The sequence below is a fragment of the Streptomyces sp. NPDC031132 genome (assembly GCF_055570595.1).
This window is the reverse complement of sequence record NZ_JBVIGX010000009.1, coordinates 245,715-262,021: the sequence shown is the minus strand read 5'-3', so window position 1 is coordinate 262,021 and position 16,307 is coordinate 245,715. Positions and strand designations below refer to the sequence as shown.

Genomic DNA, 16,307 nt, shown 5'->3' with positions numbered 1-16,307 from the left:
GCACGCGATGCACCTCTTCACCGCCCACGAGGACGACATGGTCTTCGAGGAGCCGTACAACGTCAGCGGCCGGCGGATCTTCCCCTGGCCCGAGGCCGTCGAGGAGCCCAACTGGGGCGGCGCCTGGGTCGACGTGGCGCCCGGCGCCACCTCCACCCCGCACGACCACGACGAGAACGAGATGTTCTTCATCGTCGAGGGCAGCGGAGTGATGCGGATCGGCGCGGAGAGCCGCCGGGTCCGCGCCGGCGAGACCGTGTACATCACCCCGTTCCAGGACCACGACCTGACCAACGACGGCGACGTCCGGCTGCGCTTCGTCACCATCTGGTGGGGCGGCTCGGACGCCGTGGCCCGAGACCGCGCCAAGTGGGCCGCCGAGTTCGGCATCACGGACCCGGGCGCTTCCGACCCGGGCCCTGCGGCCGAGGACCGGAGCGTGGACGCATGAGTCCCATCGTCCACGCGCACGCCGACGCCGTCGTCGTCGGCGGCGGGGTGATCGGTGCGGCCATCGCGCACCAGCTCGCCCTCGCCGGCATCGGCCGGATCGTCCTGTGCGACCAGGGCCGGGTCAACGCCCAGGGCGCCACCTCCCGCTCCGGTGGACTGCTGCGGCTGCACCACACGGCCGTCGCCGACACCCGGCTCGCCGCCCGCAGCCTGCCCGTCTTCGAGCAGTGGTCGGACGTCATCGGCGGCGACTGCGGCTACCGCCGCACCGGATTCGTCATGATCGTCGGCGAGAACCACGCCGACGACCTGCGCTACAACGCCGCCGCCTCCGCGGACGCCGCCGGATACCGCCGCGTCGAGGTCATCGACGCCGCCGAACTGAAGGAGATCTACCCCGGCCTGAGGACCGACGACGTCGCACTCGCCGCGTACGAGCCCGAGGGCGGCTACGCCGACCCGATGGCCGCCTCCGCGGCGCTGCTCACCGCCGCCTACCGGCTCGGGGTCTCCCCCTCCGAGGGCATCCGGGCCAGGAAGGTGCTGGAGACCGCGGGCACCGTCACCGGCGTCCTCACCTCCATCGGCCGCATCGACGCCCCGCTCGTCGTCCTCGCCGGCGGGGCCTGGGGCTCCGCCCCCGCCGAGCACCTCGGCATCCACATCCCGGTCACCGCGCGCCGGATCGGGCTGGCCCAGGCCGAGCTGCCGGGTGCCGGCCGGCGCGGGTCGGCGTCCTCCGTACCGACCTGCATCGACGACACCACCGGCAGCTACTTCCGGCCCGACGGCCTCGACCGCTTCTACTTCGGCGTCCCCAGCAAGCCCGACACCGAGCTGGGCCGCGACGTGGAGCCGCTGACCGAGGCCGAGCTGGAGGCCGCGATCGCCGCCATCGCGAACCGGGTCCCGGCCGCCGCGACCGCACCGCTCGCGGGCACCCGCTCCGGCCTCGACGGCTACACCCCCGACAAGCGCCCGGTCGTGGGCGCGGCCGGGCCCGACGGCCTGTACCTGGCCCTCGGCTTCAGCGGCGGCGGCTTCAAGCTGGCTCCCGCCGTGGCCGAGCTCGCCGCAAAGGAGATCGTCGAGGGCGGGGCCGTCCCCGGCAAGGCCGTGCAGGAGCTGCTGGAGCCGTACCGGCCGCAGCGCTTCCTCGCGGGCCGCCCGATCCGTCCGGAGGCGCCGTATGACCACATGTGAGAACGGCCTGGAGGAGGAGGTGCGGCGCCCGCTGCGGGAGGTGCTGCGCGAGGACGTGCAGACCGTCCTCGCCAAGGACCCGGCCGCCACGTCCCGCGCCGAGGTGCTGCTCTACCCGCACATCCACGCCCTGTGGACGTACCGGGTCGCGCACTGGCTGTGGGGCCGCGGCCACCGCGTGGCCGCCCGCGCCCTGTCCCTGCTGGCCCGCGCCGTCTCCGGCATCGAGATCCACCCCGGGGCGCGGATCGGCCGCCGGTTCTTCGTCGACCACGGCACGGCCGTCGTCATCGGCGAGACCGTCCGGATCGGCGACGACGTGATGCTCTACCACCAGGTCACGCTCGGCTCGGTGGGCTGGTGGAAGGACCTGCGCCGCCCCTCCGGATCCCGCCGCCACCCCGTCGTCGGCGATCGCGTCGTCATCGGCACCGGGGCCAGCGTCCTCGGCCCGGTCACCATCGGCGCCGACTCGCGCATCGGCGCTCACTCGGTCGTGCTCGACGACCTGCCGCCCCGCAGCCGGGTCGTCGCGGCCGCCTCCGCCGCCCTGCCGCCGCTCGACACCGCGGCCCCCCTCGACTCCTCCGCCCTGATCGTCCCCGAAGGAACCCACGCATCATGACCTCCTACGTCGTCACCAGCGCCCCGCCGAACCCGAACGGCGACCTCCACCTCGGCCACCTCTCCGGCCCCTTCCTCGGCGCCGACGTCCTGACCCGCCACCTGCGCCAGCGCGGCCACGACGTGCGCTACGTCGGCTACTCCGACGAGCACTCCTGCTACGTACCGCGCCGGGCCGCCGAGATCGGCTCCACCGCGTACCCGACCGCGAAGCTCTTCGGCGACCGCATGGAGGAGACCCTGTCGCTGGGCGCCATGCACCACGACTGGTTCACCCGTCCGCTGACCGACTCCACCCACACCGAGTTCGTCCAGCGCTTCTTCCTCGAACTGTGGGAGTCCGGCGCCCTCGAGGTGCAGGAGCTGCCCGTCTTCCACTGCGCGCCCTGCGACCGGCACCTGTACGAGGCCGAGGTGCGCGGCGAGTGCCAGTTCTGCGCCGAGCCCTCCGACGGCGTGTACTGCGAGGCCTGCGGGCTCCCCCAGGACCCGGCCGGGCTCGCGGCCCCCCGCTGCACGGCCTGCTGGAACGCACCCGAGACGAAGACCCTGCGCCGCATCGTCTTCCCGCTGGAGCGCTGGCGCGGGCGCCTCCAGGCGTACTACGCCGACGCGCAGGCCAAGGCCGAGTGGCGGCCCCGGCTGGTCTCGTACCTGGACGGCCTGTTCGAGCGGGCCCTGCCCGACACGGCGATCAGCCGCGAGGCGGACTACGGCATCCCCGTCCCGCTGCCCGGCTGGGAGGGCCACATCCTCGACACCTGGTTCAGCGGCATCTGGGGCTACGCGGCGGGCACCGCGCGGGTGGCCGAGGCCAACGGCGACCGCTCCGCGTGGGAGCGGCTGTGGACCGACCCCGAGACCCGGATCGTCAACTTCATCGGCTTCGACTGCTCGTTCTCCCACGCCGTGCTGTGGCCGGCGCTGCTGCTCGCCCAGGGTGAACTGACCCTGCCCGCGCAGGTCGTCATCAACGAGTTCTACCGGCTGGAGGGCGACAAGTTCTCCACCAGCCGCGGCCACGCCATCTGGGGCGGCGAGTTCCTGCGCCGGGTCAACGCGGACGCCCTGCGCTTCCACCTGTGCCTGACCGGCCCGGAACGGGCGCAGAACAACTTCTCCATGAAGGAGTTCGCCGACACCCTCAGCACCGTCCTCGCCGGCGGCCTGGAGCGGTGGACCGACACCGTACTGGACCTGCTCGCCCAGGACTTCGACTCCGTCGTGCCGACCGCCGGGCCCCCGGACGGCCCGCTGGCCGGCGAACGCGCAGCGCTGCCGCAGCAGATCTCCGACGCCCTCGGCGCCGAGGCCTTCTCCCCGCAGCGCGCCGCCGACGCCCTGGCCACCGTGATCGAGCGGGGCGACGCCGACCTGCGGGAGCTCGCCCTGCTGCGGGTCGGCGGGCCCCGCGAGGAGTACGCGGGCCGGCTCGCGGCGCACGTGGAGCTGCTGGCCGCGGTCGCGGTCACCGCGGCGCCGCTGATGCCGGGCTGGTCCGCGTTCCTCGCCGGGCACCTGGGCCTGCCGGTGGACCTCGGCACGCGGATGCCCGTCTGGGCCGGCGTGGAGGGACGGCTCCTGGCGGAGGGCACGACCCTGCCGACCGCCACCCCGCTGTTCTTCCACGAGTTGTCGTGACGACCCCGCCGGACTCCTGGTCCGGTGGTGCGGCGCAGGTGCTGGGCGCGGTCCTCGGGGCCGGGGCCCTGCTGCTCCCGGCGGCGCTCGCCCCGCAGCCCGGCCCCTGGACCGGGGCCGTGGTGGCGGGGGTGCTGGCCGGCTGGTGCCTGCTGGTCGCCGCCGCCGGCGGTACGGCGGACTCCGGGCCCGTGGCCTTCGTACGGGACCGGCTCGGCCCGGGACCGGCCCGGGCGGCCACCGCGCTCTACTTCGGCGGTTTCGCCACCGGTCAGGCGGGAGTGGCCCTGGGGGCCGCCGAGTTCGCGCTCGGGGACTCGGGGTGGCGGGCGTACGCGGTCGCCGCCGGGGTGTTGTGCAGCGCGGCCGCGTACGCGTGGTGCGTCCCGCGGGGACTGTCCCCGGCGGGGCGGCGGCTGCGGCTGGCCGCGGTGCTGGCGCTGGCCGTGGCCTGGCGGGCGCTCGGCGGGCCGCTGCCGGTAGCGGGGGCCGGGGACCGGGCCGGCTGGGCCGTGCTCCTGGTGGCCGTGCCCCTGCTGTTCGGCTGGGTCGGCCTCGAAGGGGCGGTCCCCGCCGCGGCGCGGCGGCGGGCGCTGGGCGGAACCCTGCTCGGCATCGCGCTGGCGGCCGCACTGTACGCCGTACTCCTGGGGCCGCCGCCGACCGCTCCGGCGCCGCCCGCGGCCTCGGTGGCCGTCCGGGCCGCACTGGGGACCGGCTCCGCCGCGCTCTGCTGGACGTACTGCCGTACCAACCTCCTGGCCACCGCCGCCCGTTGGACCGAGCTGACCGGCCGGACCCGGCGCGGCGGGGTGGTGGCCGCAGCTCTGATCGCCCTCGGTGTCCTCGCCCTCGGCGGGGCCGCCCGATGGGACCTGCCCGTCCTGCTCATCGGCCCCGGTGCAGCCACCGCGGCCCTCTACACCTTCATCGCCGTGGCGGCCGTACGCCGCCCCCGGCCTCGTCCTCGTCCTCAGGAGCCCACCGATCATGACCACCCAGACCGCCACCGCGTCCTCGAAGGTGCTGCGCGTCCCGCCGGCTGACCCGGCGACCGCCGCGGCCCACTTCCACCGCCGCTTCACCTTCGAGGCCGACGTCGCCGACGTGCACGCGGACGTGGAGTCCGCCGCCGGCGGCTTCGTCCTCGTCGACAGCCGCAGCGCCGAGGCCTGGGCGCAGGGTCACATCCCCGGCGCCGTGCACCTGCCCACCGACGAGATCCCGGCCCGCGCCGCCGAACTGGTGCCGCCGGGCGGCGTGGTGGTCACGTACTGCTGGGGCCCCGGCTGCAACGGCGCGACCCGGGCGGCGTACGCCTTCGCGAGCGCCGGGTACCGGGTCAAGGAGATGCTCGGCGGCTTCGAGTACTGGTCCCGGGAGGGCTTCCCGGTCGAGGACTCCGCCGGCATCCGCCAGTCGCCGCCGGACCCGCTGACGGCCCCCGTCGCGGAAGGTGCGGCCTGCGGCTGCTGAACGCGGAGGGCGAACGGCGGAGGGCGGAGGGCGGAGGGCCCTGCCTACAGCAGGCCCTCTTCGACGGCCCGCTGCCCGAGCTGGAAACGGCTCTGCGCGTCCAGCCTCTCCATCAGTTCCGAGATGAGCCGCCGCTCGCTGCGCAGGGAGATGCCCAGCCGGCGCGCGGCGGCCTCGTCCGTGTACCCCTGGGCCAGCAGGCGCAGCAGCTCGCGCGGCTGCGAACCGGGGTCGTCGAGGCTGCGCCGGGGCGGCTCACCGAACGGGGTGGCCGTCTCCCACACCGAGTCGAACAGCGCGCAGAAGGCGGCGACCGCGCCCGGTTCCCGCAGCAGCACCGCGCCCAGCGCGCTGTCCGCCGGGTCGATCGGCATCAGCGCGAACTCGCGGTCGGTGATGACCATCCGCATCGGCAGCGAGGGTACGGTCCGCACCTCGCCGCCCCGCTCGGTCAGCCAGCGCGCGTGCTCGAGGCTGCCGGCGTCGTTGCGGATGGCGTCCTGGTAGATGGTCCGGATCTTCACGCCGCGGGCGATGAGGTCCTCGGTCAGCGGCTCGCTGGCCTTGAACTGCTCGGCGGGCACCGGCCCGCCGGGATGGAAGCTGATCGACTCGCGGCGGGTACGGGCCGACATCTCGCTCAGCTTGGCCCGGACCGCCTCGACGCCGAGGAACCGCTCGGCCTCGTGCGCGGGCTGGGCCGGGTGCAGTTCGGCGTACTGCGTCAGCAGCGCGCTGGCCGCGGCCTGGCTCTCGGCGAGGGCGCGGTGGCGCTGGGCGATCTCCGCCTGCTGGTGTGCGAGCAGCGAATCGAGCGCGGCCTTCGGGTTCACCGCCCGCAGCCGCCCGTCGGTCCGCCAGTTCGGCGCGAGGAGGGAGAGGCGGGTCAGCTCCTCCAGGTCCGCGCGTACGTCGTCCTCGGACCGCGAGAGTTCCGCGGCGACATCGGTGACGGCGAGATCCGGCCGTCTGAGGATGAGGCGGTAGAGCGCATCCGAACGCTCTGTCAGCCCAAGAGAAACCAACAAGGAGAGCCCCCCAGCTCGCGGTTCGGAGCGGCATCACAGCTTGGACCGACAGCGCTGGCGGTACGCGGCCCTCCGAGGGCCGATCTTGCACCCTGGATTGTCCTCACCAGCCAGCGGCCGCACAAACGCCGTCCATCACGCGGACACGGCGGGCGGCTGTCCGGAAGTCGCCGGGACGAAAAAACCGGCCGGCTGGCACGGATATGTCAGAGCGCTTTGTGCCAGCGGAAACACGCGACACGGCACTCCCCGGCTCGGCACGATGGCGGCACGCCGGAACGAGAGATCCGGCCAACCACCCCTGACCCCACCGGCTCGATAAGAGGCTTCCCCACCATGCGTCGCAAGCTCGTCACCCTCATCACCGTCGCCGCCGCCGCCCTGATCGCCGTGATCGGCACGAGCACCGCCGGCCAGGCCCGCGAGCTCGCCCCGGCAACCGCGGCGAGCACCCCGGCCCCGCCCCTCCCCCAGGCCGCCCCCCTCGAGCCGGGCTGGTCGTAAAGCCCTGAACCCCCTGCCCGGCACGCGGCCTGCGCCGGGCCTTCTCGGACGAGCGGCTCGGCAAGTCTTCGCGGGCATCGCCATCGCCGCCGTACTGTGCGCCGGTCGCGTCGGACGGTCCTTCGTCCAGGCCACGCTGACGAGGCAGAAGGCCGAGCAGCAGTAGCAACAACTTGGCGGCGGTGAAGTGGTGCTGTCTCGCTGAGGCGACCATGCTCTCGCCGCCGCCCTCCAGTGGCACAAGGAGTACTGGCCCGAGACTGTTTGAGAGCCGGATCGCCAGAAGAGAGATGTCGATGCTGATGCGTGCCCCGAGAGAATGCGGGTCGTGGTTCTGGGACCTGGACGAGGTGACCGAGCCGGGCCTGGGCGCAGCGCTCACGACCGCGGCGCGCATGTCCGCCGTTCTGGGGAACCACGGTCTGCTGGAGCCGGTTGCCCTCGAATGGAGTTGGTTCGAGGTCGGTAAGGGCGGCCTCGGCATCACCTCCAGCCTCAGTCTCGTGGGGCGCTCGCTCGACGACGCGTTGCTGGTGGAGGACGTGCGGGCCTGCCGGCCAGTCGGCCATCCGGCTGCCGAGATGGCGGGGATCCTCGTGCTGGGGTCCGGTGCCTGGCTGGACGCGGACGGAAGGCGCCGCAACGAGTTCCGCCTGCTCGAGCTCATGGTGTCGCCCGACGAGATCGGTCCTTGGGCCGAGCTGTCCGTGTACCACGACGTCTGGGGACCGTGCGACTTCCGTGGACAGCCGCACCCGACCGTCCACGCCTGGAATGCGCCGCGCCTCGCAGCGGCCCTGCGGGAACTCGACGCACTGCTCGGAGTCGAGGCCGAGCTCGGTGAACCAACGTACTTCGGCCAGGCCGAGGGCCACGGGCTGAGGGCTCCCGACCTCATCGACGGCCGTGGGCCGGACCTCACTTGTTGATGCAAAGATCCGCCGCCGACAAACGCTCCACGACGCCTGTGGCGAGGCTCCTCACCGAACACGTGGTGACCGAGATGCCGGGGTTCACGCGGCGCGTGACCGACATCGACGAGGTGACGGCAGCAATCCTGCAGGAGTTGCGGTCGAAGGGAATCGCGAAGTGACCGACCGGGCAGCATCCGCGATGCTGGAGCGCCTGCGCGCGGTGGAATGGACGGGTGACTGGGACGACGCCGTCGCCCACGTCATGTCTCGTCGTGTGTTGATGCGCGAGTACCTCCGGCGGGCGGGCATGTGGGCGCAGGCGTACTCGGCCGAGAGCGCGTGGCCCTTCTTCGACGCCGCCGACTACGTGGACCCGAACTTCGCGCTTTCCCCGAACGTCGCAAAGGAGCTTCAGGAATTCCTGGGGCAGCTGACCGGAGACGACTCCATCAAGCGCACCTGTGCGGGCGCGGTCCGCATGGCCGGGCTCAGTGCGCAGAATCCGTCGGCCGGCGGGGACCTGCCCGACCTCTACGAGCCCCTGGTCCTGTTCTACGAGCGGGGCGGCGAGTTCCTCCGTGACAACGCCGGTTTCCTCGACCTGACCGGTGTGCTGCTACGCCCCGGAACTCTCCAGGGCCACCTGGGCACCCCGCACCTGAGCTCCCTCGAGGGCGCGATGCTCGACGCGTTGGACGCGGAGGGGCGCATCACGTACTACATGGCTGCCGACCGGCAGGGCCCGCTGCTGCGGCAGCGCGTCGTACGCGGTGACCGGAGCAGCGAGGCGTTCAGCCGGGACGGCCTGCGCTGGGAGCCGACGGGCGCTCTTCCCGTGACCGCGGAGAAGGCCGCGGATTTCGGACTGGTCCGGCTGGACGAGATGGAGGCTGCGGACTTCATCGCGACGGCGATGGCCACACCTCGCCCGTAGTGCGCCCGCCCGTCGCCGGCTCGCCCCCGGACCGACCAGGAGGCGGTGAGCAAGCTGCCGCTGTGGTCGTCCCTGAGCGCGGCCCTCGGACGGGCTGCGGCCCGGCCAGGGCGTGACGGGGCAGTGGCCGGTCATGCGCGAGGGGCGGAACGACTGAGCGCCCCTCCGGTCAGAACCGGAAGGGCGCTCAGGGCAGGTCAGAGGGGGTTCCCCCTGGCCTCGGAGCGGTAGGCCATGTCGGACTCGAACCGACAACCAACGGATTAAAAGTCCGCTGCTCTGCCAATTGAGCTAATGGCCCTCACGTGCTCACCCCAGAGCATAGCCGGAGACCAACGGTCAGCCGATCGAGTATCGGCTGACCGGCCCCGTCACGGCGCGCAAAACGCAGAACAGGGCCCCCACGACGGTGTCGTGGGGGCCCTGTCAGGCCATCAGCTCAGAGCCGGGGGCCGGTGTCAGCCGTTGCGCTTCCAGCGGGGCTTGTCGTCGCGGCGGCCACCGAAGGAGCCGGTCGAGCCGGAGCCGGACGGGCGGTGGTCGTCGCGGCGGAAGCCGCCGGACGGGCGGTCGCTGCCGCCGGAGCGGAAGCCACCGGAGGGACGGTCGTCGCGACGGAAGCCGCCACGGTCGCCACCACGGTCGTCACGGTTGAAGCCACCGGACGGACGGTCGTCGCGACGGAAGCCGCCGGACGGGCGGTCGCTGCCGCCGGAGCGGAAGCCACCGGAGGGACGGTCGTCACGGCGGAAGCCGCCACGGTCGCCACCACGGTCGTCACGGTTGAAGCCACCGGACGGACGGTCGTCGCGACGGAAGCCGCCACCACGGTTGTCGTCACGACGGTCGCCACCGGAGCGGAAGCCGCCCGACGGACGGTCGTCACGGCGGAAGCCGCCACGGTCGCCACCACGGTCGTCACGGTTGAAGCCACCGGACGGACGGTCGTCGCGACGGAAGCCGCCACCACGGTTGTCGTCACGACGGTCGCCACCGGAGCGGAAGCCGCCCGACGGACGGTCGTCACGGCGGAAGCCGCCACGGTCACCGCCGCGGTCGCCACCACGGTCGTCGCGACGGTTGTCGCGGCGCTCGTAGTTGCCCCGGTCGTCACGGGCCTGGAAGGCCGGGCGCTCGTCGGCGGCCGGCGTGGCCGCGACGGCGGCCGCGACCTCGGCCTCGGCGGCCTCGGCCACCTCGGCGACAGCGGCCTCCGGGTCCTCGCCGCGCTCACGCGCGGAGCGGGCGACCAGGCGGTCGGCCTCCTCGCGCAGCTCGGCGGCACGACGGGTCAGGCGCTCCAGCTGCTTGGTGAGGTCGGCGACCTCGCGCTCGGCCTGCTTGGCGGCGTTGTTCGCGGAGTCGGCCTGGACCTCGGTCAGCGAACGCGCACCGGTGATCTCGGCGACCTCCGGGTCGAACGCGCCGGCGCCCTGGACGATGTGGCGCGAGGCGTCGACGCCCGCGTCCTCCATCAGGCGGAAGATCTGGCGGCGCTGGTGCGGCAGGGCGAGGGAGACCACGACGCCCGACTTGCCGGCACGAGCCGTACGGCCCGAGCGGTGCAGGTAGTCCTTGTGATCGCCGGCCGGGTCCACGTTCAGGACCAGGTCGATGCCGTCGACGTGGATGCCGCGGGCGGCGACGTCGGTCGCGACGAGCGCGTTGACGTAGCCGTCCTTGAAGTCCGCGAGGACGCGGGTACGGGCGCCCTGCGTCATGCCGCCGTGCAGCGCGTCGGCCTTCACGCCGGCCTCGACGAGCTGCTCGGCGATGCGGTCGGCGCCCAGCTGGGTGCGGACGAAGATGATGGTGCGGCCCTTGCGGGCGGCGATGGCGGCCGTGACCGGCGCCTTGTCCTTCGGCTTCACGACGAGGACGTGGTGCGTCATGGTCGTGACGTTGCCCTGCGCGCTGTCGACCTCGTGCGTGACGGGGTTGGACAGGTAGCGCTTGACCAGGGTGCCGATCTCGTTCTCCATGGTGGCGGAGAAGAGCATGCGCTGGCCGCCGCCGGGGATCTGGTCGAGCAGCTCGGTGACCTCGGGCAGGAAGCCCAGGTCGGCCATCTGGTCGGCCTCGTCGAGGACGGCCACCTCGACGTTCTCGAGGGAGCAGGCGCCGCGGTTGATGATGTCGCGCAGACGGCCCGGGGTGGCGACGAGGACGTCGACACCGCGCTCCAGGGCGTAGATCTGGTTGCCCATGGAGGTACCGCCGCAGACGACCTTCATCTTCAGGCCGAGCACGTCGCCGTACGGCTGGAGGGCGTCCGCGACCTGCATCGCGAGCTCACGCGTCGGCGTGAGGATGATCGCGCGGGGCTTCTTCTTCTCGGTGTGGCCACCGGCCAGGCGGGCCAGGGTGGGCAGACCGAAGGAGAGGGTCTTGCCGGAGCCGGTGCGGCCGCGGCCGAGGATGTCCTTGCCGGCCAGCGCGTCCGGGATGGTCGCGGCCTGGATCGGGAAGGGGGAGGTGACACCGTTCTGCGCGAGCTTGCGCACCACGCCCTCGGGCAGACCGAGGTCGCCGAAGGTGATGGTGGGCTCGGCGTCGGCGTCGTCCGCCTCGGCGTCGATGGACTGGTCGGTCGTCACGTCGGCCTCGAGGGCCTCGATGATCTCGTCGGCCTCAGCGGCCTCGATGGCCTCGGTGACCACAAGGGCCTCGACGGCGTCGACGATCTCGTTCGAGTCGTTCTCGGGCATGACGGCACGGTCAGAACTGGAAATGGACATGCGAAATGCGAAACCTTCCGGAGTCTCGGCACGCGCCCAAACTCCGTGAATCGCAAATCGACCGCCTCAATGCGGTCAGCCACGGCTAGGGAGAGTACGCGCCACACGGCGCTCTTCGGATTCGGCGCCGGGCAATGGGATCAAACGATCTATAACCATACGCACCCTCCCCCGGGTCTGGCAAGTCGCTCCGGCCGGACCCGCCCTGACCTGCGACGATCCACCCGATCCAGGGACCCGACACCGACCCGCGACCGCCCCCGGGGCCGGCCCGCGGCTACACGGAGGGCGAGGCGCTGGGCTCCGGCGCGGGTGGCGTCGGGGCGGGCGGTGTGGGCGAAGTCACGGGCGGCTCCGGGCTCGGCGACTGGGCGGGCGGCGTGACCTGCGTCCCACCGGAGCCGCCGCTTCCGGATCCGCCCGAGGTGGGCTGCTGCGGACCCTGGCCGCCGGCGCCGCCGCCCGGACCCGCCGACGGCGAGGGGGCTCCCGGCCGGCCGGCGGGCGCGCCCGGGCTGGGGGAGGCACCGGTGGCTCCGGACGCCTTGCCGTCCTCGGCCGGCTTGCCCTCCTCGCCCGCCGCGCCGGGCTTCGATCCGCGGCCGTTGCCGTGGATGCCCGACCCCTTGCCGGAAACGGAACCTCCGGCCGCCTCGGCGGCCGCCTTGCGGTCCGCCGACGAGGAGGGCCCGGGCTTCGCGCCGTCCTCGCCGACGCTCATACAGCCCGCCGTGGCCGCGACCGCGAGCGCGGAGACGACCAGTCGGAGGGAAGCGGACAACTGGCGCACGGGGCACCTCCTGGGGGTCCCCCCGGCAGGGGCCGGAGGAGGGCGGTCAGGGTCCGCGGTGAGCGGGTCAATGTGCCCAACTCCCTTTGCCCCGTAAGGGACACGCCCTTGGGGACACCGCCTGTCCGCAATCCGCCGCCCCACCGCGGGCGCACACCGGGCGCACACCGGGCGGACCGGCGGCTCCGACACGGCGAGGGCCGGCCGTCTCAGGCGAACAACTGCCGCGCCACCTGCGACCCCAGCGTCACCGCGCCCAGCCCCGCCAGCACCGAGGCCGCCACGTTCGCCGCCGCCAGGAACCGCCGGCCGCGCTCGTACAGCCGCAGCGTCTCGTACGAGAACGTCGAGTACGTGCTCAGCGCCCCGCACAACCCGGTCCCCAGCAGCAGGTTCAGCCGCGCCGAGGCCGCACCTGCCAGCACCGCCCCCGCCAGCAGCCCGAGCACCAGGCAGGCGCCCGCGTTCACCACGAACGTGCCCCACGGGAACACCGAGTCGTGCCGCGCCTGCACCGCACGGTCCGTCAGATAGCGCAGGGGCGCCCCGACGACCGCACCCGCCACCACCAGCAGCCAGTTCACGCCCGCCCCCGCAGCGCGACACGCACCCCGAGGCGGGTCGCCGAAGCCGCCGCCCACACCGCGCCCAGCGCGGCGGCCACCGTGAGCCCGGCGTACGCCAGCGCAGTCCCGGGCTCCCCCGCTTCCAGCAGCCGCGAGAAGTCCACCGCGTACGTGGAAAAGGTGGTGAACCCGCCGAGCACGCCGACCCCGACGAACGGCCGGACGAGCGGATGCGGCGCCGACCGGCCGCCCTCGCTGATCAGCACCATCAGCACCCCGATCAGCGCACAGCCGATCACGTTGGTCCAGAACGTCGCCCACGGGAAGCCGCCCGGCCCGGCCGGCCACGACAGCACCGCCGCGTACCGCGCCGAGGAACCGAGCGCCCCGCCCGCCGCGATCGCGGCGAGCACCGGGCCGGGCCGTTCGGCGCGCTGCCCCGGCACGTGGAGGTCGACGTCCGGATCGATCGCCTCGGCGGGGCCGGTGCCGCCCGGCTCCGGCCCGGTCACCCGTAGCCCAGCGCGTGCAGCCGCTCGTCGTCGATCCCGAAGTGATGGGCGATCTCGTGCACGACGGTGACCTCCGTCTCCGCGATCACGCTCTCCCGGTCCCCGCACATCCGCAACGTGGGATTCCGGTAGATCGTGATCCGGTCGGGCAGCACCCCGGCGTACCACTCGCCGCGGTCCGTCAGCGGGGTCCCCTCGTACAGCCCGAGCAGCTCGGGATCGTCCGCCGGCGGTTCGTCCTCGACGAACACCGCCACGTTGTCCATCAGCCGCGTCAGCTCCGGCGGGATGCGGTCCAGGGCCTCTGCGACGAGCTCTTCGAACTCCTCGCGCGTCATCTCCAGCACCGGGCCATTGTCCCTCCGGTGGGGGCCCTTCCCGCGTGCCGGGGAGAAACCGTTTTGGCGATAGCTCCCCGGATCCCATATGCTTCTCACGTCCCCGACGCGCTGGAAAGCGCCCAGGCGGGCCTTTAGCCCTCATCGTCTAGTGGCCCAGGACGCCGCCCTTTCAAGGCGGTAGCACGGGTTCGAATCCCGTTGGGGGTACGCATTACCGTGTGCAAGACTTGGTCTCGCACACTGCAAGGTCCTGTGGAGCAGTTGGTTAGCTCGCCACCCTGTCAAGGTGGAGGTCGCGGGTTCAAGTCCCGTCAGGATCGCTGAGACCGGAAACGGTCTCGTGGCTGGGTAGCTCAGTTGGTACGAGCGATCGCCTGAAAAGCGATAGGTCGCCGGTTCGACCCCGGCCCCAGCCACCACAAGAAGGCCCCGTCCATCGGACGGGGCCTTCTGCGTTACTCCGCCCCGGTCTCGGGGCCGGTCCGACGACGCCACTGCGTCACACCGACCGCCACCGCCCCGGCGGCCACCAGCCCGAGCAGCGCCCAGTCCGGGACCGCGTCCGCGAACGACCGCACCCGCTGCTCCACCGCGTACGAGTCGTCCACGTCGAGCAGCCCCGGCAGCGCGCTCGCCCCGTCGTACGCGAGGAACAGCGCGCCGAGGGCGATGAAGAACAGCCCGGACAGCAGCGAGGTGGTGTGCAGCTCGAAGCGGCCCACCCGGACGGCCCGCCCGCGCAGCCAGCGCCGCCGGCCCAGGTCGAACCGCTCCCACAGCAGCGCCAGCACGAACAGCGGTACGGCCATCCCCAGCGCGTACACCGCCAGCAGCAGGCCGCCGTAGACCGGGCTGCCGCTGACCGCCGCCACCGTCAGGACGCTGCCCAGGATCGGGCCGGCGCAGAACCCGGCCAGCCCGTAGACCGCGCCCAGCGCGTACACCGACAGGGCGGTGGTCGGCCGGATCCGCCCGGACAGCTCCGAGATCCGCTTCGAGGCGAAGCCCAGGCCCAGGATCTGCGCGAGCCCGAGCGCGATGATCAGCCAGCCGCCGGCCAGGACCAACCCGTCGCGGTTGCTGTGGAAGAACCGCCCGGCGTACGAGCCGGCCGCGCCCAGCGGTACGAGGGTGCTCGCGAGGCCCGCGTAGAAGATCCCGGTCCGCGCCAGCAGCCGCGAGGCGGAGTCGATCGAGTACGCGAAGAAGGCGGGCAGCAGCAGCGCGCTGCACGGGCTGAGCAGCGCGAGCAGCCCGCCCAGCAGCGCGGCCAGATACCCGATGTCGCCGACGCCGGTCACTTCGCAGCCTGCGGCTCGGCCTGCGCCCTGGCCTTGGCCTTGGCGATCGCCGCGGCGAAGGCGTCGAGCGGCTGGGCGCCCGCGATCGGCTGCCCGTTGACCAGGAAGGACGGGGTGGAGCTGACGCCGATGCGGTAGCCCTCCTCCTGGTCCTTCTGCAGGGCGGCCGCGGCCGCCTCGCCGGCCATGTCCCGCTGGAAGCGCTCGAGGTCCGGGACACCGGCCTCGCGGGCCAGCTCCAGCAACCGCGCCCGGCCGAAGCCCTTCTCCTTGGCGCCGTCGGCGTACGCGGCCGCGTGGAACTGCGCGAACCGGTCCTGCTGCCCGGCGGCCCAGGCGGCCTTGGCGGCGGCCTCGGAGTCGGCGCCGAAGATCGGGAAGTTGCGCCACTCGATGCGCAGGGTGCCGTCCTCGACGTACTTCTTCACCAGTGCGGGTTCGGTGTCGCGGGCGAACTTGCCGCAGTAGCCGCACTTGAAGTCGGAGTACTCGATCAGCACGACGGAGGCGTCGGGCCGCCCGGCGGCGAGCTTGTCGCCGGACTCGCGCCGGGCGAGCTTCGCCAGCTCGGCGTGGACGTCGGAGGCCTCGGGCGCGGACGCCGAGGAGGAGGTCCTGGCGGGGGCGTCCTCGGGCGCGGTCGCCTGCCAGGACACGAGCCCGAGGGTGACGGCGGCGAGCGCCACCCCGGCGGAGATCAGCAGCGGCTTGCGCGCGGAAGGGGAGGGTGAAGAGGAAGGGGAGGGGGACATACGGGTGCTCCAGAGCAGCGGATGGTGGATCGGACCGGCGGGCGGGGCCGGTCCTCTACACCCGCATCACGGACAGCTCCACCGGACCCGGCGCCGGCTGGTCGGGCCCGCGGACGAGCACCCGTACGGGCAGCGTCCGGGCCCCCCAGACCTGCTCCACCGCGGGCCGCCCCACCGGTGCGTGCGCATGCTCCCCGGCTCCGCGCGGCGGCACGCCCGGAGCCCGGCCCAGGTCCCGCGTCCCGGGATCGCAGGAGGGCCCCCGGCCGGTGTCGGCCACGGCGCGGGCCACACCCGGGCCCGCCGGAGCGGCCGAGGCACCCGAAGCAGCCGAAACGGAAACCGGCCCCCGGACCGCACCGGAGACCGAACCGGAGACCGGACCCGAAACCGGACCCGAAACCGGACCCGGAAACGGAACCGCCGCCGCGGGCACCGCACACCCGACCAGGACCGCGAGGACGGCGCCGAGCAGCCACCACACTCCACGGACGCGGGACATGGCGGGCCTCTCACTCGGTCGGCGGGTC

General features: G+C 73.3%; 18 protein-coding genes and 4 tRNA genes. 12 read left to right on the top strand and 10 right to left on the bottom strand.

The window, feature by feature from the left end:
- Positions 1-7: 7 nt before the first annotated feature.
- Genes ACZ49B_RS16800 through ACZ49B_RS16775 form a run of 6 tightly spaced genes read left to right on the top strand, consistent with a single transcriptional unit; the run spans position 8 to position 5,397 of the window.
- Positions 8-451, top strand: a complete 444-nt coding sequence (locus tag ACZ49B_RS16800) for a cupin domain-containing protein (protein ID WP_468306069.1) — start codon at positions 8-10, stop codon at positions 449-451.
- Entirely contained in the window at positions 448-1,656 is a 1,209-nt protein-coding gene (locus ACZ49B_RS16795; RefSeq protein WP_468306066.1) for an NAD(P)/FAD-dependent oxidoreductase, read from the top strand. Before ACZ49B_RS16800 ends, ACZ49B_RS16795 begins: the two co-directional genes overlap by 4 nt.
- Complete coding sequence (epsC, locus tag ACZ49B_RS16790; RefSeq protein WP_468306064.1) at positions 1,643-2,281, top strand: serine O-acetyltransferase EpsC; 639 nt, start codon at positions 1,643-1,645, stop codon at positions 2,279-2,281. Before ACZ49B_RS16795 ends, epsC begins: the two co-directional genes overlap by 14 nt.
- Entirely contained in the window at positions 2,278-3,921 is a 1,644-nt protein-coding gene (locus ACZ49B_RS16785) for a methionine--tRNA ligase (protein ID WP_468306061.1), read from the top strand. Before epsC ends, ACZ49B_RS16785 begins: the two co-directional genes overlap by 4 nt.
- Positions 3,918-4,967 (top strand): hypothetical protein, encoded by a 1,050-nt coding sequence (locus ACZ49B_RS16780; RefSeq protein ID WP_468306059.1) that lies wholly within the window; start codon positions 3,918-3,920, stop codon positions 4,965-4,967. The genes ACZ49B_RS16785 and ACZ49B_RS16780 overlap by 4 nt, the downstream gene beginning before the upstream one ends.
- Positions 4,912-5,397, top strand: a complete 486-nt coding sequence (locus ACZ49B_RS16775) for a rhodanese-like domain-containing protein (RefSeq protein WP_468306056.1) — start codon at positions 4,912-4,914, stop codon at positions 5,395-5,397. The genes ACZ49B_RS16780 and ACZ49B_RS16775 overlap by 56 nt, the downstream gene beginning before the upstream one ends.
- Before the next feature lie 44 nt (positions 5,398-5,441).
- On the opposite strand, the gene ACZ49B_RS16770 is transcribed toward ACZ49B_RS16775, so the two are convergent.
- Positions 5,442-6,425 (bottom strand): helix-turn-helix transcriptional regulator, encoded by a 984-nt coding sequence (locus ACZ49B_RS16770; protein ID WP_468306053.1) that lies wholly within the window; start codon positions 6,423-6,425, stop codon positions 5,442-5,444.
- A gap of 336 nt (positions 6,426-6,761) precedes the next feature.
- Here ACZ49B_RS16770 and ACZ49B_RS16765 point away from each other — a divergent pair, with 336 nt between their 5' ends.
- The 3 genes from ACZ49B_RS16765 to ACZ49B_RS16755 all read left to right on the top strand — a co-directional run bounded on the left by ACZ49B_RS16765 (position 6,762) and on the right by ACZ49B_RS16755 (position 8,777).
- Positions 6,762-6,929 carry a hypothetical protein gene (locus ACZ49B_RS16765; protein ID WP_468306051.1) on the top strand — a complete coding sequence of 56 codons (168 nt, stop codon included), beginning with the start codon at positions 6,762-6,764 and terminating at the stop codon, positions 6,927-6,929.
- Between the two features lie 296 nt (positions 6,930-7,225).
- Positions 7,226-7,858, top strand: coding sequence for a hypothetical protein (locus ACZ49B_RS16760; RefSeq protein ID WP_468306048.1), 633 nt, complete (start codon positions 7,226-7,228; stop codon positions 7,856-7,858).
- Positions 7,859-8,018: 160 nt separating this feature from the next.
- Positions 8,019-8,777 carry a hypothetical protein gene (locus tag ACZ49B_RS16755; RefSeq protein ID WP_468306045.1) on the top strand — a complete coding sequence of 253 codons (759 nt, stop codon included), beginning with the start codon at positions 8,019-8,021 and terminating at the stop codon, positions 8,775-8,777.
- A gap of 228 nt (positions 8,778-9,005) precedes the next feature.
- On the opposite strand, the gene ACZ49B_RS16750 is transcribed toward ACZ49B_RS16755, so the two are convergent.
- From ACZ49B_RS16750 to ACZ49B_RS16725, 6 genes are all read right to left on the bottom strand, one after another.
- Positions 9,006-9,078 (bottom strand) — tRNA-Lys (locus tag ACZ49B_RS16750).
- 157 nt (positions 9,079-9,235) lie between these two features.
- On the bottom strand, positions 9,236-11,485 hold the full coding sequence (locus ACZ49B_RS16745) for a DEAD/DEAH box helicase (protein WP_383507353.1): 2,250 nt from the start codon (positions 11,483-11,485) through the stop codon (positions 9,236-9,238).
- A 307-nt stretch (positions 11,486-11,792) separates the two neighbouring features.
- Positions 11,793-12,305 (bottom strand): hypothetical protein, encoded by a 513-nt coding sequence (locus tag ACZ49B_RS16740; protein WP_468306042.1) that lies wholly within the window; start codon positions 12,303-12,305, stop codon positions 11,793-11,795.
- 209 nt (positions 12,306-12,514) lie between these two features.
- Positions 12,515-12,889, bottom strand: coding sequence for a fluoride efflux transporter CrcB (gene crcB / locus ACZ49B_RS16735; protein ID WP_468306039.1), 375 nt, complete (start codon positions 12,887-12,889; stop codon positions 12,515-12,517).
- Positions 12,886-13,383 carry a FluC/FEX family fluoride channel gene (locus tag ACZ49B_RS16730; RefSeq protein ID WP_468306036.1) on the bottom strand — a complete coding sequence of 166 codons (498 nt, stop codon included), beginning with the start codon at positions 13,381-13,383 and terminating at the stop codon, positions 12,886-12,888. Before ACZ49B_RS16730 ends, crcB begins: the two co-directional genes overlap by 4 nt.
- Positions 13,380-13,730, bottom strand: a complete 351-nt coding sequence (locus ACZ49B_RS16725) for a metallopeptidase family protein (RefSeq protein ID WP_468306034.1) — start codon at positions 13,728-13,730, stop codon at positions 13,380-13,382. Before ACZ49B_RS16725 ends, ACZ49B_RS16730 begins: the two co-directional genes overlap by 4 nt.
- Before the next feature lie 128 nt (positions 13,731-13,858).
- On the opposite strand from ACZ49B_RS16725, the gene ACZ49B_RS16720 reads away from it, so the two are divergent.
- The 3 genes from ACZ49B_RS16720 (at position 13,859) to ACZ49B_RS16710 (ending at position 14,143) form a co-directional block, all read left to right on the top strand.
- Positions 13,859-13,931 (top strand) — tRNA-Glu (locus ACZ49B_RS16720).
- 39 nt (positions 13,932-13,970) lie between these two features.
- A tRNA-Asp gene (locus tag ACZ49B_RS16715) sits at positions 13,971-14,044 on the top strand.
- Between the two features lie 22 nt (positions 14,045-14,066).
- Positions 14,067-14,143, top strand: a tRNA-Phe gene (locus tag ACZ49B_RS16710).
- Between the two features lie 36 nt (positions 14,144-14,179).
- Here ACZ49B_RS16710 and ACZ49B_RS16705 read toward each other — a convergent pair.
- From ACZ49B_RS16705 to ACZ49B_RS16695, 3 genes are read right to left on the bottom strand one after another with little or no spacing between them, the layout of a single operon-like run.
- Positions 14,180-15,025, bottom strand: coding sequence for a cytochrome c biogenesis CcdA family protein (locus tag ACZ49B_RS16705; RefSeq protein WP_468306031.1), 846 nt, complete (start codon positions 15,023-15,025; stop codon positions 14,180-14,182).
- Positions 15,022-15,777, bottom strand: coding sequence for a DsbA family protein (locus tag ACZ49B_RS16700; RefSeq protein ID WP_468306029.1), 756 nt, complete (start codon positions 15,775-15,777; stop codon positions 15,022-15,024). The genes ACZ49B_RS16705 and ACZ49B_RS16700 overlap by 4 nt, the downstream gene beginning before the upstream one ends.
- Positions 15,778-15,832: 55 nt before the next feature.
- The gene (locus ACZ49B_RS16695; RefSeq protein ID WP_468306026.1) at positions 15,833-16,279 is read right to left on the bottom strand and encodes a hypothetical protein; all 447 of its coding nucleotides are present in this window, start codon (positions 16,277-16,279) and stop codon (positions 15,833-15,835) included.
- Positions 16,280-16,307: the final 28 nt, after the last annotated feature.

Bases quoted from the DNA above. Each gene is read 5' to 3' on its own strand.
- ACZ49B_RS16800 (WP_468306069.1), top strand. From the start codon at position 8: ATGCACCTCTTCACCGCCCACGAGGACGACATGGTCTTCGAGGAGCCG.
- ACZ49B_RS16795 (WP_468306066.1), top strand. From the start codon at position 448: ATGAGTCCCATCGTCCACGCGCACGCCGACGCCGTCGTCGTCGGCGGC.
- epsC (WP_468306064.1), top strand. From the start codon at position 1,643: ATGACCACATGTGAGAACGGCCTGGAGGAGGAGGTGCGGCGCCCGCTG.
- ACZ49B_RS16785 (WP_468306061.1), top strand. From the start codon at position 2,278: ATGACCTCCTACGTCGTCACCAGCGCCCCGCCGAACCCGAACGGCGAC.
- ACZ49B_RS16775 (WP_468306056.1), top strand. From the start codon at position 4,912: ATGACCACCCAGACCGCCACCGCGTCCTCGAAGGTGCTGCGCGTCCCG.
- ACZ49B_RS16765 (WP_468306051.1), top strand. From the start codon at position 6,762: ATGCGTCGCAAGCTCGTCACCCTCATCACCGTCGCCGCCGCCGCCCTG.
- ACZ49B_RS16760 (WP_468306048.1), top strand. From the start codon at position 7,226: ATGCTGATGCGTGCCCCGAGAGAATGCGGGTCGTGGTTCTGGGACCTG.
- ACZ49B_RS16745 (WP_383507353.1), bottom strand. From the start codon at position 11,485: ATGCCCGAGAACGACTCGAACGAGATCGTCGACGCCGTCGAGGCCCTT.
- ACZ49B_RS16700 (WP_468306029.1), bottom strand. From the start codon at position 15,777: ATGTCCCCCTCCCCTTCCTCTTCACCCTCCCCTTCCGCGCGCAAGCCG.
- ACZ49B_RS16695 (WP_468306026.1), bottom strand. From the start codon at position 16,279: ATGTCCCGCGTCCGTGGAGTGTGGTGGCTGCTCGGCGCCGTCCTCGCG.